Genomic DNA, 25,689 nt, shown 5'->3' with positions numbered 1-25,689 from the left:
ATTCACGCATTACAGAGGTAAAATGTAACTGGGCGCGGGCATTCGTCCATTCCGAAGGCTCCAGCCCGGCATAGTCTATGTTGAAGAAAGGGTGTGATCCTATGACCGATCCGCAAGCTCCCTCTCTGCAAAGCTGGACTCCGGATTTCGGACAGAACGATTTCCCCGGCATCGGAGGAGGGTTCTCCGGCCCTCCCGCCGTTATAGATGAAGCGGTGCTCCCCGTTCAGGCGGCGGCCGCCCCCGCGACGAAAAGCGCCCTCCCCTTCAACCTCTCCAACCTTGGCGATCTGAAAACGATGTTCGATCGCATGGGCGGCATCGAAGGGGTCATCTCGACGATGGGGAAGGTTCAGAAATTCATGTCCACGATGCAGCAGGTGACGCCGATGCTTAAGCTGTTCCTCGGCAAAGGCGGCACGGCCGTGACAGCCAACGCCAAGAGCGGCTCGTCGCGCCGGCGGACGAGGCGGCGCCCCCCTCCGCGGAGGAGAACGCGCAAGCGCCGGCCGACCAAGCGCAGATAGACGCCTTCAGCGTACTCTGGACGATGAAGGCGTTTTGTCGCCGACGATTCAGAAGGGACAGCAAATTTGATACTTGCTGAATCGTTCAAAAAGAGGCTATTCCCCGGTTGTCGGCAGCCCGGGATTAGCCTCTTCTTCTTGTTAGCTCTCATATTCCAGGAACGGGTCCGGAATGCGAATGACGTGCGCCTCGGCGTCGCTAACCCCGGTGTAGAGAGAAGCGGTTCCATCGCCGTGCCTGACAAGCCCTCCGCTGAAGATGACGTCCTGCAGGTCGGGGCGTTTGGCCGGGCCGTCCGGGAACATCGCCCTCGTCGCGATCAGCTTGATCGGCGTATAGCGATGATTGTCCGGGTTGTACGCGAACACCATCGGGTAATAGTGCCGGATGTTGAACTCCTCCATCCAGGCGATATGCCCGAGCACGCCGATCAGCCCGCCTTTCAGCCGATGAGCTTCGTTCGCTCCGCCCCATTCGTCCGGCAGAAACTGCCGGCGAAGCAGATGCGCCTCGTTGATCGCCTCTTCCGTCAAGTCGTCCAGCGTCGCGATCTCGGTATAACCGATCAATGCGCGAGCGCCGTCGACCATCATCGGACGGGTGAACACGCCGATGCGTCCGTTATCCCGCTCGATCAGACGAATGTCCTTCATCGTCAGGGGCCCCTTGGCGAAAGGAACAAGCCCGCTGATGGAATAGCCCCGGTAAAATACGGTGCGCCAAGAAGTCACGTAGTGCGGATCGTCCCCGTCGAAGTACACCTCGACGCCTCCGAACACCAGCTCGTCGCCCACGAACGTGACGAACGGGTCCTGGAGCGCGAAGACGGGAGCCCCGTTGCGGGGAACCCAGCGGCCTTGGCGTTCGACGAAGAACATCACCTCGGACGACTCCTTGTCGCGATCCTCCACGCGCCCGGCGATGACCGGCTCTCCTTGATCCAGGAACGGAGCGCATATATTATACACGTCGCGGTCGCCGACTCCGGAGAAGACCAACTTCTCTCCCTCGAAAGACGGATTGCCCTCGAGAAATTCCTTCAGCAATTCGATAGTCGGTTTTGCCTGTTCCGTATACGCAAGCATGGAGAGTCCTCCTGACTGGACAGAGATGGCAGCGTCTTTACTTTATTGTAGCAATCTCGGGCGTTCAGGTTTGGGTGATCCCACGCCTATTTTTCCGACAATGCAGGTCTAATGCATGAACAATGCGAGCACGTAATAGGTGAGCGCTGCCAGGACGGAGACGATCGGAATCGTAATCAGCCACGTCATTACGATGCGCCCGGCCATGCTCCATTTGACGCTGGAAAACTTTTTCGCCGAGCCGACGCCCAGAATCGATGAAGTGATCGCGTGAGTCGTGCTTACCGGGAAGTGGGTCAGCGTCGCGCCCAGAATAACGGAGGCCGAAGCCAAGTCGGCCGAGAAGCCGTTGATCGGTCCGATCTTGAAAATCTTCGTTCCCATCGTCTTGATGATCTTCCACCCGCCCATAGACGTTCCGAGCGCCATCGCCAGAGCCGCGGACAGCTTAACCCAGAGCGCGATTTCCAGATCGGACTGAATGTTCGCGGCCACAAGCGCCATCGTAATGATGCCCATCGCCTTCTGCGCGTCGTTCGTTCCGTGCGTGAACGCCTGGAACGCCGCCGTAATCACTTGTCCGCCCCGAAAAACTTTATTCACGTGATGAGGACTGGAATTGGCGAATATGTGCTTCAGCAGGAACATGATCAGGAAGCCGAGTCCGAAAGCGATAAAAGGAGACAAGACGAGTCCTTGCAGAATGGACGAGAAGCCCGAGTAGTTGATGCCGCTCCAGCCCTCGGACGCGACCGCCGCTCCGGCCAGCGCTCCGATCAGCGCATGGGATGAGGAAGAGGGAATGCCGAACCACCAAGTAATGAGGTTCCAGGCAATGGCCGCGACCAGAGTGGCGATGACCACCGTCAGCCCGTGCTCCAGCTTGAACGGGTCGGTGATCTTGCCCCCGATCGTCTTGGCGACCCCCGTGAAGCTTAAGGCCCCGATCAAGTTCATGACGGATGCGAGAATAATCGCCCGTCTCGGCGTCAACGCGCGGGTCGACACGGACGTCGCGATCGCGTTGGCGGTATCGTGAAATCCGTTGATGAAGTCGAAGCCCAGAGCCAGCACGACGATAATGATAACTATCAGCAGTGTATAATCCATGATATTCTATTCCGTCCCCGCTTGCGCCGATCAAGAATTGCGCATAATGATGGATTGCAGCGTATTCGCGACATCCTCGCACGAATCGGTCGTCTGTTCCAGCCGCTCGTAAATTTCCTTGTGCTTGATGAGCTCGATCGGATCAGTCGCGTTCACGAACAGGTTTTTGATCCCTTGGCGCATCAGATCGTCGCCTTCGTTCTCCAACTCGTTGAGGTTGACGCAATGCGGCTGCATCGCAAGCAGTTTCTTCTGGCTAAGCAGGTAGATCGCCGATTTGATTTCTTGCGCGCTCCGTCTCAGGCATTCGCCGAACTTCCGGATGTAAGGGTCGGCTTTCGTAATCTGGTACATCTCGAACCGCGAAGCGCACGCTTCGATGCCGTCGAGCACGTCGTCCAGCTTTTTGATCAGCTCCATGATATCTTCCCGCTCGATCGGCGTAATGAAGGTTTTGTTAAGCTCAGTGAGGATAATGTGCGTGCACTTGTCCCCCTTATGCTCGTACTCCTTCATCTCCCGCGCGAATGCGGTAACGTCAGGCAAGTCTCCATTGACGGCGCTGGCGAAGTGGTCGACAGTCTCTACGATAATGTCCGACATTTCCTCCAACGTCTTAAAAAAAATGTCCTTTTTCCGAAACACGGATAGCCCTTCTTTCCCATGTATGTACCTGGCTAAAATTTACACTCCGTTAATATTGCGATAACGGTGCGTTAACCTAATTATTTTATCACATGCCGGACAGGCATGGTACAGCTTACTTTCGACTCTTTTCGATTTTTTATTACGGATTAGTGGCGAAATCGGGGGACCAGGGTCTTATCATTGGTTCCAAACCGCCGAAGTATTCCTGCCGCCGCTGTCGAAAATCCGTATGAAGGCGGCTTCCTGCGCAGTCGACCGTTCGCGCCGCTGCTCCTCGATCACGCGGCACAGCAAAGAGCCGCCCCCGATGCGGGACGGCTCCGGCTTGCTTTTCAGCCGACGCTTATTGGTACGTGACCAGCTTCTCCATAGGATTGGAGGTAGGCACGACGTGGTAATAGGTTACTCCCGGTACGAAGGGCAGCTCCTGACCGTCCTTCATCAGCCGGATCACGTCGCCTTCCTTGCGCTCCCAGCTGCAGGAGATCGCTTTGCCTTGCTGGAACAGAATCGCTTCCCCGCCCTTGTCCAGATCGACGACCAACCTGCCTACGTCGTCCTTGATGTCGTGCTTGGCGGACAGAACGACCAGATTCGCCGCAGACAGCTGTTCGTCGTTGTTCTTGTCGATGTGCGGCTGATCGTTGATCGAGCGGTAATACAGCCCTTTGACGCTGTCGTAGGCATAGGAAACCTTGTAGCTCGACAGCATGAACTTGATGTCGATATTCGCGGCGCTCACCGCCGTCGCAAGTGCCGGGGAGCTGTCGCTATACGTCAGCACCGGCACGTTCGCCGTTGCCGCGTACTTCCGCTTCTCCGAGCCTTCGCGCAGCTTCTCGAGCGTCGAGTAGACATTGTGCGGCGCTTTGCGGGTCTTGTCCCGGTAGAAATAGGCTCCCGCGTTCGTGATCTCGTCCAGATGCTCCTTCTTCTGCTTCTGCAAGATGGCGAAGCCGTCGTTGCTGGCTCCCGCGTGAACGAGCACGCCGCCGTAGAACTCGCCGACCTGAATGTAATAAGGGCGAATGCTGCGGATCGGTCCGATCGGATCGGTGAACTCCTTGCTCTGGAACACGGCGACGAACCGCGTAATGCCGCCTTCGGCAAGCAGCTCCCATACGACGTCCGCCTGCGTCATGCCCGATTGGGGCCGAGCCGGCGCGAGGTTGTTGATCATGACCGAGAACGGCCGGCTCGTCACTTCCTGCTCCGCCGGCATCCCGGTCAGAGGGGCCAGGAAAGCCGCCGCGGGCGGCGAAGGGGACTCGCTCGGGGAAGCGGAAGCGCTTGCGGACGGCGACGAAGTCTCAACCGGAGGAGCTTCCGCCTCCTTGTTTCCGCCGCAGGCGGTCAACCCTACGATCGCGGCAGCCAGCGCGAGCTGCATCGCGATTCGCATTCGTTGCGTCATGCTCATTCTCCCTTTCGCATGTATGTACTCTACCATTAAACCATATAGAGCACTCCGGGAAAAAGAGCGAAATTCCGATCTTCTTCGCGCTTTTATTCGCAACTGTGAACCGGGATAGCGATTCAATCGGAAATGCAAGCCGGCTTAAACCTCGTCCCACAGCCTGCGAACGTTGTCCAAGCCGATGGCGGTTCCTTGCCGGCTCTCCTCCATCCCCTCGAACTCCAGCGTCACATAACCGTCATAACCCGAACGTTTGATCAGCTTCAGCAAGCTTCTTACCGGCAAGTCTCCCTGACCGAATATCGCCCCACGCAGGAAGTTACCGTTCGAGGTACGGAACCATTTGCCTTCCCCGGGGTCCTGATCGGCCGGACGATAGTAGAAATCCTTCACATGAACGATCGAAGCCAAGGGCAAATTTTTGGCGACGCCGATGAGCGGCGGCTCGTCGACGCACAGGAAGTTGCCGATGTCCAGCACGGTGCGGAAATTCTGGCGATTCACCTCGGCGATTACCCGCTGGACGCGATCGCTGTGCTGCACGCCCCAGCCGTGGTTCTCGATATTCGTCGCGATGCCGCATTCGGCGGCGTAATCGGCGATGAGCCGGCTGCCCTCGACGATGCGAGGCAGATTTCTCTCGAAATGCGCGATGCCGGCTTCCTCTTGCGGAATCGTGAACAACACAACGTCATGCCGCATCGAGCGGATGCCCATCGCCGCAAGCAAGTCGACATGGCTCTTCAAGCGCTCGACCTCGGCATGAAAATCTTCGTCCGCATCGTGCGCGAAGTTGGCGGGCAGCGCGTAGTTGGACAGCTCAAGGCCGAGCTGTTCGGCCTTGCGGCGAACGCGCTCCGCAAGCTCCCCGTCGTCGACCAGCGAATATCCGTAGGGCACGAGCTCCACATGTTCGCAGCGATGTTCCTTCGCCCATTCCAAGACATCGAGGACGGTCATCTCCCCGTCTCGCAGCTTATCGACCAGACAATACGTGCTTATTCCGAGTTTCATCTCCCCGCGCTCCCTTCCGTTTGTGCGGATCGGATTCGGAGCGATCAGCCTTTGACCGCCCCGCCGACCAGTCCTTTAATAATAAACCTTTGCACGAACATATACAGCAATGTAATCGGCATGGCGACCAGCGCGGAAGCGGCGAACAATTGCGGCCAGTTGGCCGAATACTGCGTCTTGAAGAACATGAGCCCGATCGGCAGCGTCCGGCTGTCCGGGGACGACAAGTAGACGAGCGGACCGAAGAAATCGTTCCACGAGTTGATCGCGATGACGATAATGCAGGTCGAGGTTACCGGCAGCGTCAGCGGTACAACGACCTGCCAGAAGATCCGTATCGGCGAGCAGCCGTCGATCATCGCCGCCTCCTCGATCTCCAGCGGCACGGTCTTGAAAAACTGGAAATACAGGAAGATCGGCAGCGCCATCCCTCCGGCCACTTGAATGATCGAGAGACCCAGATGCGTGTTGAGCAGCGACAGCTCCCGAAGCAGCAGGAAGGATTGGATCGTTCCGGCGAACCCGGGCAGAATCATGCCGAGAAGAAAGTAGGAGAAATACCAATCGGCCTTCCAGGCTCTGCCGTGCCGCAGCGCATACCCGGCCAGAATGGAGCATACGAGCGTGGCCGACAAGGAGACGGCCAGCACGGTTACGCTGTTCGTGAAGTACAGGACAAGACGCCCGACCTCGATCGCCTTCGGATAGTTGCTCCAATGGTACGTCTCCGGCAAGGCGAGCGGATTCAGCGTGCCCGACGCATTTTGCAGCGATACCGTCGCCAGCACGAACAATGGGACAAGAATGACGGCCAAACAGACCGCGACGATGCCGTACGAAGAAACTTTGGCCGCCCTCATTGCTTGACCTCCCATCTGCCCAGCACCCGGATGATCGAGACCGTCACCAGCATGATGAGAATGGACAGCAGAATGGCCATCGCCGTTCCGTAGCCCGGTTGGGACGTCTTGAACGCGAATTGGTAGATCAGCGTCCCGAACACCTGCGTCGAGTTGGCCGGACCGCCCTGCGTCATGACCCAAATATGCTCGAACTGCTTCATGTTCCCGATGACCGACAGCACCGTATTAACCGTAATGGCCGGCACGAGCAGCGGCAGCGTGATCTTGAAAAACTTCTGCCGGGCGTTGGCCCCGTCAATGCTGGCCGACTCGTAAATATCTGAAGAGATGCCTTGCAGTCCCGCCATGTAGATCATCATCGAGTACCCGGTGTACTGCCAGATAATGACGAAGGAGATGGCGTAGATCGCCGTATCCGGCCGGCCCAGCCAGTCGATGTTCGCCAGCGTATCCAGGCCGAGCGACTCGAAAAATTTGGGCAGGAAGCCCACGAACGGCGAGTACATGTAGCTCCAGATATAGCCGATGACGACCGTGTTCAGAATGGCCGGGTAGAAAATGACCGCGCGCATCCAGACGACGCCCCGCAGCTTCTGGTCGAGCAGGACGGCCAGGAAGATGGAGATCGCGTGCTGGACGGCAATGACGACGACGGCCAGAATGAACATGTTGCGCAGCGCGGTGGCGAACAGCGGATCGGAGAATACGTTCTTGAAATTGTCGAGGCCGATCCAGTTCGCGCTGAACGAAATGCCCTTCCAGTCGGTGAAGCCGTAATATAGACCGCTGATGATCGGACCCGCATAGAACAGCGAATAAAGCAGCAATGCGGGAGCCAGGAACAGAAGAAAGGTTTTCAGATTGAGAATTCTCATAGGTCCCTCCCGTATATGCGATGCAAGCCCGCGAAGAAGCAAAGACCCGGGCCTCTTCCCCGGGTCGGAGCTATCCGTTCGCGCCTGCGCGGCGGATTACTTGTAGTCCTTCTCCTGTGCCTTCTGCATTTCTTCCATCAGCTTGGCCAGGTCCGGCTTCTGCTTCAGCAGAATTTGCTGCAGCATCGGGAAATACGCCGGCTCCATCGAAGGCGTCAAGCTCGGGAAAATCGTCGAGACGTTCGACTCGATGCTCTTCGTCAATTCTTCCGCAATGGAGTGGTATGTCGGCGAAGTGCCCCCGACGACGGTGACCGCCGATTTCGTATCCTCGGACCACAGCTTGGCGGTATCGGGCTGGGCGATGAAGTCCATGAACAGCTTCACTTCTTCGGGATGCTTGCTCCAGGAGATGCCGGTGAAAATATTGTCCGAGATCAGGTTGACGACGAGCGGCTCCCCGGCCTTGTTAAGCGGGATCGGGAACGCGCCCACCTCGAACTCCTTGAAGTCCGCAGGGAATTCGTCCAGCGCCCAGCTTCCCATCGGATACATCGCGGCCTTCCCTTCCTTGAACACCTGCACGACTTGGGCGTTGCCCAGTCCGACCGAATTTTCGAGGAAATAGCCTTTATCCACCAGCTCGCTCAGAGGTCCGAAGAAGTCCGCGAACTCCGGATCGGTCCACTTCTTCTCTCCGGAAGCCAGCTTCTCGAACACTAGAGGGTCCTTGTTCTGATAGGCGCCGAAGTTGCCGCTGGACATGAACTGGGTCGCCCAAGCGTCCTTGCCTCCCGTCACGAACGGCGCGAGTCCGCTTGCCTTGATTTTCTCGCTGACGTCGAGCAGCTCTTCCCACGTCGTCGGCACGTTCAGCCCAAGGTCGTTGAACACGCCGCGATTATAGAAAATGACAACGGCATAGTAGTTGTACGGAACTCCGTAGGTTTTGCCTTCCACGGTGCCCAATTGAACCGCGGATTCGAGATAGTTGCCTTTCCAGGCCTCGCCCGACATGTCCATCAGCACGCCTTGGTCCACGTATTCCCTCATCTGGTTCGGGAACATCCAGACGATATCCATGTCCGCTTTGGAGATGATGCGCGTCCGGATGACTTCGCGATACTGATCGGCGATCTGATCCGGTTCTACGGTGATGTACGGATATTGTTCTTCGAACTTCTCGATCACCTTCTGGCTGATCGGATTCCAGCTGGAGATTTTCAAGGTGACCGTTTCTTTGTCCGCTGCCGCTTTCGACGGGGCAGCATCGGAGCTTCCGGTTGCGGGAGAGTCGGTATTCTTGTTCCCGCCGCCGCATGCGGAGACGATAAGAGAGACGGACAATAGGAGAAGCAGTAATGCGGATAAGCGAGAATGCTTCATTTCAAAACCTCCCTTTGATCTATGAAACGGCTTACAACGTTCATTATAGGAGCCGTCCGACTCCCCTGCCATGAACGGTTTATGAGATATTGACGCTATGTTTTGCCCACTTTCGGGCTCGTCCATAAAAAAATGTACGATTCTTGTGAAATCGTACACCTTTTTGATCGACCGGATCAGTTGCCGTTGCGATAATCGATCGGGGATTGCCCGACGTATTCCTTGAACAGCTTGCTGAAATAGTGCGAATGGGCGTAGCCGACCTTCTCCGCAACCTCGTAAATTCTCAGATTCGTCTGACGCAGCAGCTCCTTGGCCCGCTCCATCTTTTTGCGAATGACGTAATCGCTGAAGTTAACCCCGGTCTCCTTGAGAAAAATCCGGCTGAGGTGAGCGGGACTGACGTGGGCAAACTCGGCGCAGGAAGACAGGGATACGTCCTCGCAGAAATGCAGATCGACGTAGTCCATCGCCATGCGGACCGCCTGACCGACCTGCCCTTCCGATTCCCCGAATTCCCGCTGCAGTTCCTCGTACGCTTTTCTCAGCCCGGAAATATCGTTCGCCAGCGAGCCGCCGGAGAAAACCAGCGCAACGTTGAGCAGATTGGCCAGGTTCTTCTTCAGCTCCGCCAAGTATTCGTTCCATGTCCGGTCTCCTGCGCGCGCCCGCGCCGGCGCCAGCCACAGCAGTTCGTCCCGCTCGCCGACCGCGACCGCGCCTCCCCAATCGTGCGACACGTACTTCTCGATAAAGTAACGGGCGGCAACGAAACGCGAGCCTCCCTGCTGCGGCTCCTCTTCCCTCCCGCCGGAAGACAGGCGGATGCCGACCGGCCGGACGCCTTCCGTCAAGTCGGGCAGACCGAACGCGGCATACTGCTGCTCCAACCTGCCGTCGTCTCCCGCGCCGGAGAACAGAGCTTGCAGAAACTCGTTCTTCTCTTTCTCCGTCGTAGCGGAGAAAGCCGTGGAAGATCCTTGCGTCCGTTCCAGATTGCCCAGCACCTTCTTCAGCATGTCGACGATCTCTTCCTTGTCCATCGTGGGCTTGTGCAAGTAATCTGTGACGCCCAGCCGCAACGCTTCCTGGACGTAGGGGAAATCGTCGTAGCTGCTGATCACGACGACCTGAATCTCGCCGCCGCGTTCCTTGATTTTCTTCGTCAGCTGAATACCGTCCATCACCGGCATGCGAATGTCGGTCATGACGATATGAATGTCCTCTTCCTCGATGATTCTCCAAGCTTCCTCGCCGTTGGACGCCTCCGCCTTCCAGACGACGCCGCAGCTCTCCCAGTCGACCAAATAGCGCAGTCCGATCCGGACGATCGATTCGTCCTCAACGACCAGCATGTTCCACATCGCCGTTCTCCCCCCTCGGTTGGTACGGGAGAAGCAGAATCGCCTTCGTCCCTTCGCCGGGCGCGCTTTCGATCGTCAGACCGTAAGCCGCCCCGTATCTGAGCCTGATCCGTTCCCGAACGTTGCGGACCCCGATACTCTCTTCTCCGTCGGCGGCCGGGTCGTTCAATTCCTTCACCTTGGCCTCGTCGATACCTTGGCCGTCGTCCTCGACGACGATGCGCAGCGTGCGGCTCTCTTCCGCGATCTCCGCCGATACCTCGATGCGAAGCTGCCGTTCCATACTGCGCGGTCCGTGGAAGATCGCGTTTTCCAGCAGCGGCTGGAGCAGCATGACCGGCACCTGGGCTTTCAGCGCCGCTTCGGACACGTTCCATTTTACGACGAATCGATTCGTATAGCGAAGCTCCATCAGCAGCGTATACTCCTTGAGCAGCTCCAGTTCGTCCCCGAGGCTGACGAGATCCTTGACCATCTTCATATTGGAATGCAGCAGCTTGCTGAGCGATTGCAGCAGTCTGGCGATATGGTCCGATTGCTGAATCATCGCCAGCATGCGGATCGAGTTAATCGTATTGTACAGAAAATGGGGATTGATGCGGGCGCGAAGCGCGTACAGCTCCGCATTCCTCTTCTGCTTCTCCGACTCCTCGATCGAATTGACCAGCTCGTCCAGATGCGTCACCATCCGGTTGTACCGGAATTGCAGCTGGCCGATCTCGTCCCTTCTCTCGTAAGGAAGGGCGACGGTCGATTCGAAATTGCCCATCTCCACCTTGCTCATCGACCGCATCAGGCTGCGGATCGGCTTGGACAAGCCTTTGGCCAGCAGCCAGGACACCCCTGCCGCTCCGATAAAAATAAACAAGACGACGAGCAGTGTCCATTTTTTAATCGCCGCGCTTTCCTGAAGCAGCTCCTCGCGGTCGACCAGCAAATAGGTCGTCCAGCCGGTGTAATCGTTGAATTTCTCCACGCCGTTCCAGGAACGGTGGTTGCCGCCCACCGTCGACTGCAGGCGGAAGGCGTTCGCGGATTCCGAGCCTCCCGCGGCGACGCTGCGCACGCTTGCGTATTTGGACACTCCGCCGGCCTTCTCTCCTCCGCCGGCCTGCGACGAGCGGAACTCCAACAGCTTCTCGGTAATTTCCGGTTCCGAGGAGTAGACGTAGCCGTCGGGAGCGGCCACGGTAACGTGAACGTTCTTGAAGCTGAGAGAGCGGACTGTCTTCTGGATGAACGCCGGCTTAATATCGACGGCCACGACCGCGGCAGGCTGGAAATCCCGGTCGATCAGCTGCCGCGCGATCGTGATCGTCTTGAATGGCGCACCGTTGAATTGGGCTTCGTCGCGAAGGCCGGAGATGACCAAGCCGCCTTCCCTGTCGATGGCCTGCTTGTACCACATTTCTTCGTATGGCTTGTAATCCGGGTTGATGGATTTGTCCCCGCTCGTCCGGTAGCCGTAGATGCTGCCGTTCGTGCCGTAGAACAGCATCCCTTCGATCATGGAGTTTACGGAGGGGTAGGTGGTGATGAGCTGAATGAGGCGCTGCTGGTTGATTAACTCCCGATAGCCCCACTGATCTCTTGGCGAGAACGGCGAGGCGATGATCTCGAAAATCTCTTCCGTGGAATAGGGGAGCATGCTGTAGCGTTCGAAATCCTGTACCTGCTTCTCCAGCGTATTGTTGAATTGGCCGATAATGACCTGCAGATCCTCGTTAACCCTTTTTTCCAGAGAATCCGCCGACTGCCGATACGCAATCAACCCCACGCTGGCCGTGGGGATGACGCATAGCATATAAATCGCGCACAACAACTTGGTCTGGTAGCTTAGACCGTTCCACCATCTCAGAAGCATCGCTGTCCCTCTCCATCCTGTCTCATAACCTCTAGTTTAGCGGTCTTGGGACGGATGCGACAGATAAGCGGCTAACTTTTTCGGGGATCAAATTAACTTGGCCGTCACGCTTCCCCGAACGCGATGCTCTCGATCTCGGCCATGAAGCGTTCGCGCTCCTTGTAGCTTCCCTCGTACTCTTCATTGCACAGCAGGACGATCGTCAGACCGCCGTCCAGGTAGCGGCGGAATTCCGCGCTGTAGCCGGGCCAATAACCGGAGTGCTCGACCAGTCGGCCCCGGCCCGGGACGTCGCGGACGAACCAGCCCAGACCGTTGCCAGCGACGCCCTCCGCGCGGGTGACCACCGGCGCATAGGCTTCCTCCAGCGCGCTTGCGGGCAGCAGCTCGCCCGAACGGAGCGCGCGGTCCCAGCGCAGGAGGTCGCGAGTCGTCGTATGCACGTTGCCGTCCCCTTGAAGCTCGTCGAGGTAAAAGCAGAACTCCATATCCGGCAAGCGATGAGGCGGTACGTACCGTCCATCTTCTTCACGGTAATATCCGACCGCATAGTCGGGCAGTTTCACCGCCCTGTCCGCATCGTGATTTTCCGCCGTGCGGTTCAGACCGAGCGGCTTGAAGAGGTTGTCCTCCAAGTAGTCCGCCCACGGGCAATCCGCCGTCCGCTCCGTCAGACTGGCCAGCAGCAGATATGCGGTATTGCTGTATTCGTTGCGTTCTCCGGGCGCGAATTCCGCCTGCGGGTACAGGCCGACGATCCGCTCGACCATCTCCCGGTTGGTTGCCCGCTTCTCTCTGCTCCAGCAGCCGTCCAGCAGCCCGGTTCGGACCGGCCGAATGTAATTCGGGATTCCGGACGTATGCCCGAGCAGGTGACGCACGGTTACGCCGCGGTAGGGCAGCTCCGGAAACCAGCGCCCGATATCGTCGTCCAGCGTCAGCAGTCCCCTCTCCTTCAGCAGCAGCACGGCTGCGGAAGTGAACGTCTTGGAGACGGATGCCGAGTTGAACATCGTCTCCGCGGTTATCGGCCTGCCCGTCGCTCGGTCCGCGACTCCCCATATGCCTTCGTAGATCACGGCGTTCTCGTCGGCGACCAGGACGCTGCCGTTGAACTTCCCGGCTTCATGGAGCGTTGCGAACAGACGGCTCAGATTCGCTTCTCTGTCGATTCCGTTTCGTCTCATCGCGCTTACCCTTTGATCAAGCTGTCTTGCAGCTTTTTAACCGCATACTTCACCGCATACGGGCCGTTCGTCGCCGCCGCGACGTCCAGGAAATGCACGTTGCCGGCCTTGACCGCCTTCAGCCCTTTCCATACGTCCGATTGCGCCAGTGCGGCTATATTCTCGTCGTATGTCGAAGCCCCGTCCAGAATGACGAGATGATCCGGATTCATCTGCGACAAAGCTTCCAGCGAGAGAACTTCCCACTTGTCCGGATAGCCTTCGGGCGCGCGCAGGCCGAGACCGTTGTTCTCGTCGAAGAAATAGGAGTAGTACGACTTGCCGATCGCGCCGAACTGATCTTTGCCCGGCAAGCGGAAAAATCCGACCGTCTCTTCGCGGAGCGGCTTCAGCTTCTCGTTGGCCTCCCTAATCTGCACGGTCAACTCCTCGATGTACTCCTCCGCTTTCTCCTCTTGTCCGATAATGGAGGCATACTCCATCAGGTTCTCGTTCCAGGCTCCCGTCAGATCCAGCATAATGACCGGAGCGATCTTATTGAGCTGGTCGTAGACTTCCTCGTGAAGTCCGACGCTCCCGATGATCAGATCGGGGTTCAGCTCGACCAGCTTCTCCATGTTCAACGCCATGACGTCGCCAAGATCGGCAACCTCGGCCTCCTTCGCGTTATCTCCCAGCGTCACCTCGAAATCCTTCAGAATTTCTTCGGCAAGCGGAGACGCAATCGGCGGAACGCCCAAAGCGAAGAAATATTCCATCTCGGCAAAATGACCCACCGCCACTCGCTCCGGCTTGCGTTCGATCGTCACTTCCTTGCCCGTGCCGTCTACGTAAGTGCGCGGAAACGCTTGTTCCGCAGCCAGAGAGCTTTGCGCCTCGTTCGTCGATACGACGGCGGACGGCGAAGCCTGCGGCGAGCTTGAAGGCGAGCTTGACGGGACTGCCGTTCCCTTCGCTCCTCCGCACGCGGCCAACACCAATGTCAAAATCAGCAATAACGAAACGGCTTTCGCCGGTCTGTCTCTGTGAATCATTTTCGTTCTCTCCCCCGATAGTTTGTGAGAATGATTATCACTCCACTGATTACTATAGATCGGGGTCAGTTCGCTTTCAATGGACATTCCCGTCCTGCTTTTTGCATCATGCACGCCTGCTTCGCCGATTGCACTCCTCCGGCGATGCCTGTATCGATTCGGGAATACGCCCGCATGCTTCGTGAACAGGCGCGTAAAGTAGAACAGATCCGCATATCCGACGGACGCCGCAACTTCGCGGATCGACAACCCGCTATGCTCCAGCAGCTTCATCGCCGTCTGCATCCGGTAGCGAATCAAATATTCGATAATGCCAATGCCCGTCTCGCGCTTGAACAGCTTGGACAGATAACGGCTGCTGTAATGAAATCGGGCCGACAGTTCCTCAAGCCCGACGGATTCGGCATAGCGCTCGTGAAGGTAGCGAATCATCTGCCTCGCGATGCGATCCGTTCGTTCCTGTCTTCGTCCGTCGTCCCACTGCTCCAGCAGCTCGGCAACGAACTGGTACAGCAGCCCCTTGGCATAGATTTGCGCGGCCGGTTCGTTCTTCGCCCACTCCATGAGCATGCGATCCGCCTTCTCCAGCAGCATTGCGGGTTTTGACGGAAGAAAGGCGTAAGGCTCATCTCCGATCGTCGCCAGCGGCTTCGAGCCCGCGACCGAGCCTCGGTAAGAGAGCACGTGTCTCGCCCGGTACAAGATCATATAGTAGGACACCGGGGCTTGTACTTGCGCAAGGCGCAGCCGCTGCCCTTTGACGCCATGCAGCAGCAAACTGATCTGCTGAGCCGGATGAACGTCCCCGTCCAGGATGAAGTTTGCCCGCCCTTCGGCCGTCAGTACGAACGCGTTGCAGGGCAGACGGTAGTCGGCCGACGCCTCCCCCGGCCTGAGCGCCAGCAATCGGACATCGATCAGTTGAATATAAGCCTTCCGCCACATGCCGGTTTGGAATTGCCAGTCCATCCTCCCGCTCCTTCCATTTTCCATGTCCGTATTCCGTTGTCCCCATTGTAATTGATAATGATTCTCAACGTCAAACGAAAGAAAGGCCGCTGTGGGGATGCGGCAGCTTGCATAGGTGTGACAGGCGATGGGGTTCGAAGCCGTGATCGGGGGCAAGGACGCGCACAGTCCATGCGGCACGGCGGTGGAGTTGGCAACGCCCCCCGACGCCCGCTATCGTTTGCTCAGCCAGAAGGAGCCCCCTTGGCAAGGGACGCCTTGCGGCCCGATCGCTCCGAGAACTGTCTGCGCTATAGCGGCCAGCGCCGGGTCCTGTGAGACGAAATGACTCGGAAACGTCACCTCATAAGCGGGATCTCCCGGCTTCTGTGCCAGTAAATACGCGGCCAGCATGTACTGCTCGTTATAATAGCGCCGAGACCAGCTCTCCGGATAATCGTCCGGCAGGAAAATATCGTGAAAATGAATAAGCACGCCGGACCTCAGCCGCGGCATAATCTCCAGAAAGGCGATATTGGCGTCCGAGTTCTGGAACACGTAGTGGCTGCTGTCCACGAACAGAACGTCCCCCGCCTCCAGTTCCTCGAACAGCGATAAATCGGTATCCTCCAGCGGCTTGCGCACGATCCGGTCGCAAATCTCGTCGATCTCCGCTCGGGGAAACGGATCGATCGATACGATCTCCGCAGCCAGCCCGTGATCCGAGGCGGCTCTTCTGGCGAACATCGTGGAATTGCCGGAGCCGATCTCGTAGTAGCGCTTCGGGCGGCGGCTCGCCACGATTCCGTACAGCGCGAGCGCGTCCAGGCCGCTGAACCAGTCGTTATTCCAGGAAGGCTGGATCGGATCGACGGCGTCCCGCTCGTAAGGAATGGCTGCCAGTTGTCCGGCATAACGCGCAAAAGCCCGCAAATCGGCCTCGTAATGAGACCGATTGCCGGCTATCATGTTGTAGAGCGGACCGTGCGCCGCCTTGTTGCCGCCGAACCGCGGCTTCGGGGTTATCGGATAGTTGACGTAGATCGGATAGAGCGCGCTCATCCTATCGACTCCTCTCATCCTATAACCGTATTCTCTTTGGCGCGCTGGTGTGTCCGCTCTTCCGCTTAGATACTCCAATGCTGCCAATCCTGCTGCCGTTTTTCATGACTCGCCAGCCACTCCAACGTGGATTGGTACAGCTCGTTTTTATGCACGCCCTGGGAGTACGTATGATCCGCTTGGAAAAGAATGTTCTTGTCGCAGCGGCCCTCGCCGCGCAGCCAGAACGTCTTCTCCAGCAGGAAGCTGTAGTCGGCCGGAATGACGTCGTCCGATGTTCCGTGCGCGATGAATACGTCGCCGTGGAATTTCGACGCTTCCTGGAACGGCTGATGCTGCTGCAGCGATTCGAAAAACTCCGGCTTCAGCTTATAGCCGAGATAATCCGCCTGGCCTTTCTTGATCGTCTCGTCGTATACGGAGCGTCCCACGATTTTCACGATGTCGTTGAACGGATAAGCGACAGGCGACCACAGCGCCAGCGATTTCACGCGACGGTCCCTCGTGCCCGTCAGCAGGGCGACGGCCCCTCCGAGGCTGTGCCCGAGCAGCGTCACTCTGAGCGGGTCCACGCAGTCGAGGCTTAGGCCGTAGTCCAGCACGGAGCGAGTTTGGGCGATCATCGAGTCGAGGCTGTGCTCGCCATATACGCCTTCGCTTTCGCCGCAGCCGGCAAAGTCGAAACGGATAACGAGAAATCCTCTCTTGGCGAGCAGCCGGCTGGCCAGCAGGAACAGCCGATCCACGCCGATCCGGTTGCCAATGAAGCCGTGGCAGATGACGACGAGCGGCATTTTCTTCTCCGGGCATGCTCCGTCCTGGGCCGGGTAATGTATCGTAGCCGTTAAGGCGAGATTGTCGTGGTAGATCGTGATCGGTTTTTCCATAAGTCAAACCCCATTCCCATATATTCCGATTAAAATAGTATGAATTAAAAGTATCATCTCCCTTGCCTTCTGTCAACCCTAATCTTAGCCTCCTTGTTCGAGTTCGATCGTTATGCCCATAGTCGCGCCACTCTCATCACCTCCCGGCTTCCCCAGCATCCCGCCAACTTAGACGATTCCGCAGCGAACCAATTTTAAGTCACTTTTTCGGCATCCACACCATCATACCCCGCCGCATCACCGAACTCCAACGCACCATCATCCTTGCTGCATCATCGAACTCCAACGCACCATCGTCCTTCCGCACTCTCCAAGGCACTTTCTTGGCCTCGGATGTGTCGGCTCATGTACGGAGGCGAGTGTTCGAGGCACTTTCTTGGCTCGGAGGTAGCGGCTCGTGTACGGAGGCGAGTCTTCGAGGCACTTTCTTGGCCTCGGAGGTATCGGCTCGTGTACGGAGGCGAGTCTTCGAGGCACTTTCTTGGCCTCGAAGGCGTCGGATCTCGAGCGGGGGCGAGTGTTCAAGGCACTTTCTTGGCCTCGGAGACGTCGGCTCTCGAGCGGGGGCGAGTGTTCGAGGCACTTTCTTGGCCTCGGAGACGTCGGCTCTCGAGCGGGGGCGAGTGTTCGAGGCACTCTCTTGGCCTCGGAGGCACCGGCACACATGCGGGAGAAAGTCTTCGAGGCACTTTCTTGGCCCTCACGTCTCTCCTCACGTTCGTCTCGCTGCCTCTCATCACGCTTGCCAGTTCGCCCCGCTCCACGCTACTCAAGAACGCTACTCCCAGCACCCCAGACGCACAGCAAAAAGAGCCAAGAAACCGCCCTGGCTCTTTCCGCATATCCCGCTAACGATTTTTACTTCACATAGAAAGTGGCGTCTGCCTGGTCGAGCGCCGTCGTAATCGACGAGATTTCCAGCGCTCCGCTTCGATGTCTCAAGTAGGCGCCCGAAATGTTGTACGATTCGAACGAGGCCGCCCATCCACTGCTGAATCCCGTCTGCAAGCGCCAGGTGGCGTCGTTCATGTACAGCGCCGTGTTGGCGTACGGATCGAGCCATACTTGCCCGTCGCGATGACGCAAATAGTGGCCCGGATACGTCACCGACTCGATCGACACCGCGGAAGGATCGGCCAGCCCCGGCACGAGCCGCCACTGCGACTCCGGCGCGTATTGGCCCCCGTCGATCTTGCCGCGCCCCGCGTCGACGCGAACGAAATTGCCGATATTGTAGCTCTGAAGCTGATTTACCGGCGTTTCGACGTCGACCCGCTGCAGCTTCCAATTCTGCGTGTCCAGCCCGTTTGCCGTCCATTGGATGACCTTCGTTCCGGCCGGAGCCCCTCCGCCCGCGTTGTCCAGCATCAGTCCGCTGTGCTCGTTCATGCTCGTATAATAGCCGTTGCCTTTATAAGAGAACTTCCAGCGCTGCGTATCCAGATAATTGTCCGTCCACAAAATGACCTTCGTCCCCGGAGCCGTCGCCCCGTTCGGATCGTCGAGCACAAGACCGGTATTCACGTTCATGACCCGGAAAAAGCCGTTGCTCCTGTAATCCGTCACCCACCATTGGGTGTTGAGCCCCAGATCGTTCCACTGGATCACCTCCGTGCCGGCCGGTGCGCCGCCTCCCGCATTGTCCAGCACCAGGCTATTGTTCTGGTTGATCAGCTTGTATGTGCCGCCCGATACGATGGAAGAGTCACCGTTCATCTGCGCGACGTTCGCCCGAATCTCGTTGCGGCTGCCGACCTTGACCGTGTTGATCTCCAGCAGCAGCGAATGGTCGAGCGGCAGCAGCGTCCCGCTCCAGGCGGCGGGCGTATTCTGGTTGCTTCCCTTGACGGTCAGCGGCGCGTCGACCAGCGACCAGGTCGCGCCGTAATCGGAGCTGGTGAACATTTTGTTGGCGGTCGGCACGACGTCGGTCATGCCGCGCACGTAGAACCTGCCGTTCGGACTGCCGTCGTCCACGTACGCGATCTCTGGCGTCTGCGAGGCGCGATAGATGCCCGTGCCGACGACGTTGCCGAGATCGGTCGGACTTCCCCAGTTAATGCCGTCGGTCGAAGTCTTAAACCGGACGGCGAAGTTCGGCGCCGCCCCCAGCATCTCGAAAAACATAAAGTACGTCCCGTTCTTAGCCTTAACCACCCGAGGCATGCCCGGACGCCAATCCCAGTTCGTGGCGCTTCCGACGGTCAGGCTGTAGTTCCCCCAGGTCAGTCCGCCGTCGCTGGAAATCTCCTGCGCAAGCGCCTGGTTGTAGCCCGGCTGCCTCTCGTCCGAGTAGTAGCAGATCAGACGGCCATCGGAGGTGATCGCGAACTCCGGCTCCCAGGTGCGCTTCGTGCCCGCCGTCCCTCTCGGCGCCAGCTGGCCGTGAAGCTGCCACGTCGCTCCGTTGTCCGTGCTTCGCCAAATATGGATCGTATAAGCCGAGGTGTTGTCCCAATCCGTCGAAGCGAACAGCAGCGTGCCCGCGGGGTATGCCCCGACCTGCTGCGGCAGCACGTATAGCGTCGTCATCCCCTGCTGGTCCCGGTTCAGCCCGTAAGCGTTCGGATCGATCTGGCTGAGCAGCGACCACGTTCGGCCGTTGTCGGTGCTGCGGTAGAACGGGAACGGCTGCATGCCGACCCAGCCCGTATTGCCGGGAAATCTTCTGGTGAACGTGGAGAGAATATCGCCATTGCCCAGCTTGACCGCCCTCGCGTAATACGGTTCGGTTTCGGTCGCGCTGCTGTAGACAACCCAGCCGGTCGAGGCCGCCTGCACGGACATGCCCGCAAACAGCGACGACGACAGCACCAGCGTTAAAACAACAAGCAGAGCTCTTCGGAAACTTCTCATTTTCTCTTCCTCCTCGGCAGGATGAATGCGGGATTGCGAAGTTCCTTCCTTTTTAACGCCAATTCATATCCTCTCGCCCGCGGGAAGCGCGATGTCGTGCGAATCGCTCAGCGGCGCCCCGAAGTCCGGCGTACCGTCCGGTCTCCATCCGAACTTCTGCACCCGGGTGCTGCGAAGCCCCGTATCGGCTCCCGGAGCGGGCAACGCGTGATATACGATCCAATCCTCGGTTCCGTCGGGCGATAGGGTAAAGCTGTTATGTCCGGTGGCGTATACGCCGTTTTCCGCACTCTTGCGAAACACCGGAACGGGAGACTTGACCCACGAAGCGGCTTCCATCGGATCGGAGCCTTCCTTCATCGTCAGCATGCCCAGGGAGTAATCCTCGGACCAGGTCGTGCTGGCCGAATAGACGAGAAATATAAAGCCGTTCCTGCGTAAAATAACAGGTCCCTCGTTGATCGCCATCCCGCCCTGCTTCTCCCATTCCAGCGTCGGAGCGGAGAGCAGCACGTGCCCCCCGTCAAGATCCAGCGTCCACGGATTCGCCATGCGGACGATGAAAATGGCCGAGCCGTAGTCGGGGTAATGTCCGTATCCGGCATACAGGAAGTACAAGCGTCCCCCCAGTTCCATGACCGTCCCGTCCAACCCGGCCAGAGGCGTCTCGAGCGTTCCTTTCCAGCTCCATTCCCCTTCTGTCGGGTCGGCGGCCCCATTTTCCAACACGCAGATTCTCCTGGACTCGTCCCCGCCTCCGTCGTTGGCCGTGTAGTAGATGTACCACCTGTCTTCCAGCCGGTGCAGCTCCGGAGCCCACAGGTTGTGACTGTAAGGGCCGTTCTCCTCGGGAATCCACACCTTCTTCTTAAGGCCGGCGGCGATCCCCGTCATCGAGGCGGATTTCGTAATTTCCAGGCAGCCGAACTGCGTGGACATGAAGTAGTAATAACCGTCGCTATGCTTGAGCAGCCAAGGGTCGGCCGCCTTCTCGACGATCGGATTGCGGAAGGTTGCGTTCATCGGTTCGTTCTCTCCTTTTTACCCCTTCATTCCGGTCAAGGTAATGCCCTCGACGAAGTATCTTTGCGCGAAAAAGAACAGCAGCAGCGACGGAATCAGCGCCAGCACCGAGCCGGCCATAATGTACGTCCATTGCGAAGTGTAGAAGCCCTGGAACGATGCCAGTACGAGCTGCAGCGTGAACTTCTCGGGAGTGTTGATGTAGATGAGCGGCCCGAGAAAATCGTTGTAGCCGGCCAGGAAGCCGAGCAGCCCTTGCGTGATGACGGCGGGTTTGGACAATGGCAGCATGATCCGGAGGAAAATATGGAGCGGATTCATCCCGTCCACCTTGGCCGCTTCCTCCAGCTCCTTCGGAATGGTCATGAAAAACTGCCTCAGCAGAAACACCGCCGCAGCCGCGCCGAACATTCCCGGCACCATCAGCGGCAGCCAGCTGTCGATCCAGCCGATGTGCTTGAACAAAATAAACGTCGGAATCATCGTGACGACGCCCGGGATCATCATCGTGGCCAGCAGCAGCGTGAACAGGACGTTTTTCGCCGGAAAATCCATCCTCGCAAATGCGTTGGCCGCCAGCGCGCTCGTAAACAAACCGACCAGGCAAGGCAGCGAGATGACGAGCAGCGTGTTCAGAAATCCTTTCAAAATATCGGCTTCCGTCAATACGAAAACGTAGTTCTGCCATTCGAAAACCTCAGGTATCCACTTGGGAGGCATTTCGAACTCGCGTCCTTGCTCCTTCAGCGACGTCGACAGCATCCATAGGAAGGGAATGGCCATCACGAGCGATCCCGCCGTCAGGAACAAGTAAGCGAAGGCTTGGCGGACCTGCTCGCCCGCTCTCTTTCTCCTCTGCCTGGCGCTCCTTGCGATTGCGGCATTCGACATGCGCGTTCCCCCCTTAATCGTAGTGCACCCAACGTCTGGACAACCAGAAATTCAGCAGCGTAATCGCCAGAATCAACAGACCGAGCGCCCAAGCCATAGCCGAAGCGTAGCCCATGCTCATATAGCGGAACGCGTTCTGGAACAAATAGTAGACGATGGTTGTCGTCGAGTAATTCGGTCCGCCCTCCGTCATGATCTGGAAGCGCGGGAAGTCCTGCAAAGCCGTAATCGTCGAGGTAATCAAAATGTAGAGCGTCGTCGGCGAAATGCACGGAATGGTAATCCGGACGAATCTCTGCCAACGGCTGGCCCCGTCGATCTCCGCCGCCTCGTGGAAGCTCTTCGGAACGCCTTGCAGAGCGGCCAGGTAGAGCACCATGTTGATGCCGAGTCCCGCCCATACGCCCTGGATGATCATCGCCGGCATCGCCCACGTCTCGCTGCTCAGCCACGCGGGGCCTTGAACGCCGACCAGCTCGAGCAAGTAGTTCAGCAAGCCGTAGCTGTCGTTGAAAATCCATTTCCACAGCAGCGTCAACGCGATGACCGAGCTGATCGTCGGCAGGAAGAACATCGTGCGGAAGAAGCGGATGCCGCGCACCTTCTGATTAAGCGCCATCGCGATTCCGAGCGCCACGGCCATGCCGATCGGAATGCTCAGCGCCGAATAGAACGTATTGAACAGGGTTTTCCAGAACAGCTCGTCGTCCATGGCGAGCTTGACGTAGTTCGCCGTTCCCGTAAAGACGGGCGCCTGATAGCCGCTGTACTCCGTGAAGCTGACGTAGACGGAATAGCTCAGCGGAATGAACGCGAACAACAGAAAGCCCAGAATCGGAGCGGAGATGAACAAGTAGGCCCATGCGTATTCCTTGCGCTTCATAATTCCCCTCCGTCGTTCGGGATCGGGCGTAGGAACTCACTCGCGAATCCCCTAAGCGTACAGGAGACAGGAGTCTCCCGATGAGCTCCCCCGCCCGTCATCCCCTTTACTTGAATACCGCCGGATTGCCTTCCTTGATCGCCGCGTCGATCTTCGGCTTCAGCTCGTTCAGGACGTCCGCGGCCGATTTTTTGCCGTCCCACATCGGGGCCAGCCCTTGGGACAGCATGTCGAACCATTTGGCGTTCGGCAGGTTTGTCCACGGACCCGGCACTTGATTTTCCGCCGCTTTGATGAACACCTCCGCATGCTCGGGCTTCTGACCCGGCTGCAGGAAGACGTCCGTGGCGGCCATCGATTTGAAGCTCGGAATCGCGAAGCCCATCAAGGACTGCTCCTTCTGGCCTTCCGGTCCGCCCAAATATTCCACCAGCTTGTAGGCCGCCTCGAGGTGCTTCGTTTTGCCGTAGATGCCGATCCCGACCGAACCACTCCAGCCCGCCCATTTGTTGACCGGCAGCGGCGCAACGTCCCAATCGAAGCCGAGCTTGCGGAACTCGGGCACCATCCAACGGCCGGTAATCATCATCGCCAGTCTGCCCGTCTGGAACATCTGGCTGTCGTTCATGTCCTTCAGAGCCGCCGCGTTCGGCACGACTTTATGCACGTTCGCCAGATCTGCCGCGAACTGCAATGCCGAGACCGACGCCTCGCCGTTGCCGACGAATTCCCGCCGATCGTCGGTGAGGAACGCGCCGCCGTTGCCGAATACGAAGCCTTCCCACCAGATTGGTCCCATGCCGTACTGCTTGACTTTGCCGTTCTCTTCGACGGTCAGCTTCTTCGCCGTATCCAGCAGCTGCTCGAAGGTCATCGGCGTATCGGCGCTCGGGAACGGCACGTTCATCTTGGTGAAAAGATCTTTGTTGTAGTACAGGACGGTCGGACCGATATCCTTGGGCAGCGCGTAGAGCGGACCTTGCCCGTTCACTGCCCCGTCGTAACGGTACCTGAGGAGGCCGGACTCCCACATGTCCCCCGTATCGAGCGAGCTGGCGTCGACGAACTCCTGGATCGGATGAAGCAAGCCCTGGCTCACCCAACGGCCGAAATCGCCGTCCGGGACGTAGAACACATCGGGCGCATCCCCTCCCGCCAAAATCGTGTTCATCTTGCCGACGTAGTCTGCCGGAATGTGCAGGTACTCCACCTTGATCGTCGGGTTTTTCTGCTCGAAGTCCTTAATCAGCTTCGTGAACACTTCCTTCTCCGACGGATCGCCCCAGCCCGCGAACTTGATCTTGACCGATTCCCCCGCGGGCGCTTGGCTTCCGGAAGCGCTGCTCTCCGCCGCGTTTTTCCCCGTGCCGTCCGGACTGGCTGAGGACTCCTTTCCGCTGTTTCCGCCGCAAGCGGTCAACCCCGCGAGCAGCGTCAACGACGCCGTAACGGCAAGCAAACTTTTACCCTTTCCGAGTCTCATCTTCTAGACACTCCCTTTTGGTTTGGATCTGCCTTCACCTTTAATTATAGGAGCGCGCCGGGGACGAACAATTGTGAAAACGCTTTATATATTTCGCAAAAAGGAGCGTAACCTCAGCGATTTCGTCGGTCGAAAACGCTTCGCGTTCAGCAAGTACGGGCGATTGGTGGATGGGCGGAACGGTCGGACGGCCTCGCAGACCGTTAACGGGGCGAGTTGGGCGGGGTGGCGGACGTTAACGGTCTGGCGGACTGCTGATTTTGTTTTCGCCACTCGAGCGGAGTAACCCCGACCGATTTGACGAACTGCTCGTAAAAACGGCTGGAGCTCGTAAAGCCAACCTCCGACGAAATGAACTCGATCGCTTTGCTTGTCTGGCTCAGCAGTCTCTTGGCTTCCTCAATCCGCAGGTTGATGACGTACTGCTTGGGGGAGACGCCTACCGCTTCCGAAAACTTTTTACGCAGAATGCTCTCCGACAAGTAATGGCGAGCGGCGATATCATGAATCGTGATCGGCGTATTGTAGTTTCTGTGAATCTCCTTCAGCACCTCTTGAACGATCCGCTTGTCCCCGTGCGCCTCGGTGTCGGGGGTGACGGTTGCATTGCGATGGAACAGCAGCAGCACCGTCTCGAAAGCGATCCTCATCAGATCGTAGGAATAGTCGCCCCGTTCCTCGGAGTGCCACTCCCTCTCCAGTCGGGTCAGGCTCATCTCCGCCCACTGGCTGTCCCCTTCGTCCAGATGTGCGCTCCAGAGACGGTGCGGCTTCTGGTAAGCGCTCAGGAACAAGTATTGGCAGAAAGCCGGAACTTTGGCATAGAGAAAATGCACGGACAGCCCCGTCCACGGCTCGGTGCAGACGAAACCGTGATGCAGGCCGGAAGGAATCAGGATCAGATCTCCCGCCGACACTTTGATATTTTGTTCGTAAGAGCTGTAGTAGCCTCCCCCGCCCAAAATCAGGGTCAACTCGTCGTATTCGTGCGAATGGGACATGAACAGGCCTTCTCCTTGCTCGGCCTGAAAAGTATGCGGCTTAAACCGTTCGATGCTCGTAATGAAGCCTTTGGCCATAGGAATATTCGCCCTTCCCTTTTTCGTCTTGGCGACCTAAGGAACCGTGCGTCGAATTCGTGGTGTGCTCTTATATTACCATGTCCCCCGCGAAGGGAGCCATAGTTCGGACCGTCCCTGAGAAAGTCTCATTATTCCGCGGGATTGGGGGAATCCTACAACGTAACCTGTCGCTTCCCTCAAGCGGCGGACAATTTTTCAC

At 58.1% G+C, this 25,689-nt stretch carries 21 protein-coding genes; 1 reads left to right on the top strand and 20 read right to left on the bottom strand.

Annotation, left to right across the window (positions count from 1 at the left end):
* Positions 1–101: 101 nt before the first annotated feature.
* A complete protein-coding gene (locus tag B0G52_RS18935) occupies positions 102–527 on the top strand; it encodes a hypothetical protein (protein WP_094046949.1) in 426 nt (141 codons plus the stop codon).
* Positions 528–668: 141 nt separating this feature from the next.
* Here the strand turns inward: B0G52_RS18935 and B0G52_RS18930 are convergent, their stop codons facing one another.
* The 20 genes from B0G52_RS18930 to B0G52_RS18835 all read right to left on the bottom strand — a co-directional run bounded on the left by B0G52_RS18930 (position 669) and on the right by B0G52_RS18835 (position 25,487).
* Positions 669–1,613 carry a DUF1861 family protein gene (locus B0G52_RS18930; RefSeq protein WP_094046948.1) on the bottom strand — a complete coding sequence of 315 codons (945 nt, stop codon included), beginning with the start codon at positions 1,611–1,613 and terminating at the stop codon, positions 669–671.
* Positions 1,614–1,721: 108 nt separating this feature from the next.
* Complete coding sequence (locus B0G52_RS18925) at positions 1,722–2,723, bottom strand: inorganic phosphate transporter (protein ID WP_094046947.1); 1,002 nt, start codon at positions 2,721–2,723, stop codon at positions 1,722–1,724.
* 30 nt (positions 2,724–2,753) lie between these two features.
* Positions 2,754–3,368: a DUF47 domain-containing protein gene (locus tag B0G52_RS18920; RefSeq protein WP_094046946.1), complete on the bottom strand. Its 615-nt coding sequence runs from the start codon at positions 3,366–3,368 to the stop codon at positions 2,754–2,756.
* Positions 3,369–3,714: 346 nt separating this feature from the next.
* Entirely contained in the window at positions 3,715–4,785 is a 1,071-nt protein-coding gene (locus B0G52_RS18915) for a DUF3048 domain-containing protein (RefSeq protein ID WP_233162799.1), read from the bottom strand.
* Positions 4,786–4,929: 144 nt separating this feature from the next.
* On the bottom strand, positions 4,930–5,802 hold the full coding sequence (locus tag B0G52_RS18910) for a sugar phosphate isomerase/epimerase family protein (protein WP_094046944.1): 873 nt from the start codon (positions 5,800–5,802) through the stop codon (positions 4,930–4,932).
* Between the two features lie 44 nt (positions 5,803–5,846).
* Entirely contained in the window at positions 5,847–6,662 is an 816-nt protein-coding gene (locus B0G52_RS18905) for a carbohydrate ABC transporter permease (protein WP_094046943.1), read from the bottom strand.
* Positions 6,659–7,540, bottom strand: a complete 882-nt coding sequence (locus B0G52_RS18900; protein ID WP_094046942.1) for a carbohydrate ABC transporter permease — start codon at positions 7,538–7,540, stop codon at positions 6,659–6,661. The genes B0G52_RS18905 and B0G52_RS18900 overlap by 4 nt, the downstream gene beginning before the upstream one ends.
* Positions 7,541–7,636: 96 nt before the next feature.
* Complete coding sequence (locus tag B0G52_RS18895) at positions 7,637–8,926, bottom strand: ABC transporter substrate-binding protein (RefSeq protein WP_094046941.1); 1,290 nt, start codon at positions 8,924–8,926, stop codon at positions 7,637–7,639.
* Positions 8,927–9,102: 176 nt separating this feature from the next.
* Positions 9,103–10,290 carry a response regulator transcription factor gene (locus B0G52_RS18890; protein ID WP_094046940.1) on the bottom strand — a complete coding sequence of 396 codons (1,188 nt, stop codon included), beginning with the start codon at positions 10,288–10,290 and terminating at the stop codon, positions 9,103–9,105.
* On the bottom strand, positions 10,268–12,154 hold the full coding sequence (locus tag B0G52_RS18885; protein ID WP_094046939.1) for a cache domain-containing sensor histidine kinase: 1,887 nt from the start codon (positions 12,152–12,154) through the stop codon (positions 10,268–10,270). Before B0G52_RS18885 ends, B0G52_RS18890 begins: the two co-directional genes overlap by 23 nt.
* A 104-nt stretch (positions 12,155–12,258) precedes the next feature.
* Positions 12,259–13,341, bottom strand: a complete 1,083-nt coding sequence (locus B0G52_RS18880) for a serine hydrolase domain-containing protein (protein WP_094046938.1) — start codon at positions 13,339–13,341, stop codon at positions 12,259–12,261.
* Between the two features lie 5 nt (positions 13,342–13,346).
* Positions 13,347–15,344: an AraC family transcriptional regulator gene (locus B0G52_RS18875; protein WP_158223775.1), complete on the bottom strand. Its 1,998-nt coding sequence runs from the start codon at positions 15,342–15,344 to the stop codon at positions 13,347–13,349.
* 213 nt (positions 15,345–15,557) lie between these two features.
* On the bottom strand, positions 15,558–16,385 hold the full coding sequence (locus B0G52_RS18870; protein ID WP_158223774.1) for a class I SAM-dependent methyltransferase: 828 nt from the start codon (positions 16,383–16,385) through the stop codon (positions 15,558–15,560).
* Positions 16,386–16,450: 65 nt separating this feature from the next.
* On the bottom strand, positions 16,451–17,272 hold the full coding sequence (locus B0G52_RS18865) for an alpha/beta hydrolase family protein (protein WP_094046935.1): 822 nt from the start codon (positions 17,270–17,272) through the stop codon (positions 16,451–16,453).
* An 858-nt stretch (positions 17,273–18,130) separates the two neighbouring features.
* Positions 18,131–20,128 (bottom strand): AbfB domain-containing protein, encoded by a 1,998-nt coding sequence (locus tag B0G52_RS18860; RefSeq protein WP_094046934.1) that lies wholly within the window; start codon positions 20,126–20,128, stop codon positions 18,131–18,133.
* A gap of 63 nt (positions 20,129–20,191) precedes the next feature.
* Positions 20,192–21,151 carry a glycoside hydrolase family 43 protein gene (locus B0G52_RS18855; protein WP_094046933.1) on the bottom strand — a complete coding sequence of 320 codons (960 nt, stop codon included), beginning with the start codon at positions 21,149–21,151 and terminating at the stop codon, positions 20,192–20,194.
* Positions 21,152–21,169: 18 nt separating this feature from the next.
* Positions 21,170–22,042 carry a carbohydrate ABC transporter permease gene (locus B0G52_RS18850; RefSeq protein ID WP_094046932.1) on the bottom strand — a complete coding sequence of 291 codons (873 nt, stop codon included), beginning with the start codon at positions 22,040–22,042 and terminating at the stop codon, positions 21,170–21,172.
* Positions 22,043–22,055: 13 nt separating this feature from the next.
* Positions 22,056–22,925 carry a carbohydrate ABC transporter permease gene (locus tag B0G52_RS18845; RefSeq protein WP_094046931.1) on the bottom strand — a complete coding sequence of 290 codons (870 nt, stop codon included), beginning with the start codon at positions 22,923–22,925 and terminating at the stop codon, positions 22,056–22,058.
* Between the two features lie 106 nt (positions 22,926–23,031).
* Entirely contained in the window at positions 23,032–24,408 is a 1,377-nt protein-coding gene (locus B0G52_RS18840) for an ABC transporter substrate-binding protein (protein WP_094046930.1), read from the bottom strand.
* A gap of 203 nt (positions 24,409–24,611) precedes the next feature.
* Entirely contained in the window at positions 24,612–25,487 is an 876-nt protein-coding gene (locus B0G52_RS18835; RefSeq protein ID WP_094046929.1) for an AraC family transcriptional regulator, read from the bottom strand.
* Between the last annotated feature and the right edge of the window lie 202 nt (positions 25,488–25,689).

This window comes from Cohnella sp. SGD-V74 (genome assembly GCF_003001675.1).
GTDB lineage: Bacteria > Bacillota > Bacilli > Paenibacillales > Paenibacillaceae > Cohnella.
The sequence above is the reverse complement of the archived record's forward strand: the minus strand, read 5'-3'. Positions and strand labels throughout refer to the sequence as shown.

Coding starts and splice junctions, on each gene's coding strand:
- B0G52_RS18930 (WP_094046948.1), bottom strand. CDS start 1,613: ATGCTTGCGTATACGGAACAGGCAAAACCGACTATCGAATTGCTGAAG.
- B0G52_RS18875 (WP_158223775.1), bottom strand. CDS start 15,344: ATGGACTGGCAATTCCAAACCGGCATGTGGCGGAAGGCTTATATTCAA.
- B0G52_RS18865 (WP_094046935.1), bottom strand. CDS start 17,272: ATGGAAAAACCGATCACGATCTACCACGACAATCTCGCCTTAACGGCT.
- B0G52_RS18915 (WP_233162799.1), bottom strand. CDS start 4,785: ATGACGCAACGAATGCGAATCGCGATGCAGCTCGCGCTGGCTGCCGCG.
- B0G52_RS18885 (WP_094046939.1), bottom strand. CDS start 12,154: ATGCTTCTGAGATGGTGGAACGGTCTAAGCTACCAGACCAAGTTGTTG.
- B0G52_RS18880 (WP_094046938.1), bottom strand. CDS start 13,341: ATGAGACGAAACGGAATCGACAGAGAAGCGAATCTGAGCCGTCTGTTC.
- B0G52_RS18845 (WP_094046931.1), bottom strand. CDS start 22,925: ATGAAGCGCAAGGAATACGCATGGGCCTACTTGTTCATCTCCGCTCCG.
- B0G52_RS18860 (WP_094046934.1), bottom strand. CDS start 20,128: ATGAGAAGTTTCCGAAGAGCTCTGCTTGTTGTTTTAACGCTGGTGCTG.
- B0G52_RS18905 (WP_094046943.1), bottom strand. CDS start 6,662: ATGAGGGCGGCCAAAGTTTCTTCGTACGGCATCGTCGCGGTCTGTTTG.
- B0G52_RS18900 (WP_094046942.1), bottom strand. CDS start 7,540: ATGAGAATTCTCAATCTGAAAACCTTTCTTCTGTTCCTGGCTCCCGCA.
- B0G52_RS18890 (WP_094046940.1), bottom strand. CDS start 10,290: ATGTGGAACATGCTGGTCGTTGAGGACGAATCGATCGTCCGGATCGGA.
- B0G52_RS18935 (WP_094046949.1), top strand. CDS start 102: ATGACCGATCCGCAAGCTCCCTCTCTGCAAAGCTGGACTCCGGATTTC.
- B0G52_RS18850 (WP_094046932.1), bottom strand. CDS start 22,042: ATGTCGAATGCCGCAATCGCAAGGAGCGCCAGGCAGAGGAGAAAGAGA.
- B0G52_RS18895 (WP_094046941.1), bottom strand. CDS start 8,926: ATGAAGCATTCTCGCTTATCCGCATTACTGCTTCTCCTATTGTCCGTC.
- B0G52_RS18870 (WP_158223774.1), bottom strand. CDS start 16,385: ATGAGCGCGCTCTATCCGATCTACGTCAACTATCCGATAACCCCGAAG.
- B0G52_RS18925 (WP_094046947.1), bottom strand. CDS start 2,723: ATGGATTATACACTGCTGATAGTTATCATTATCGTCGTGCTGGCTCTG.
- B0G52_RS18840 (WP_094046930.1), bottom strand. CDS start 24,408: ATGAGACTCGGAAAGGGTAAAAGTTTGCTTGCCGTTACGGCGTCGTTG.
- B0G52_RS18855 (WP_094046933.1), bottom strand. CDS start 21,151: ATGAACGCAACCTTCCGCAATCCGATCGTCGAGAAGGCGGCCGACCCT.
- B0G52_RS18910 (WP_094046944.1), bottom strand. CDS start 5,802: ATGAAACTCGGAATAAGCACGTATTGTCTGGTCGATAAGCTGCGAGAC.
- B0G52_RS18835 (WP_094046929.1), bottom strand. CDS start 25,487: ATGGCCAAAGGCTTCATTACGAGCATCGAACGGTTTAAGCCGCATACT.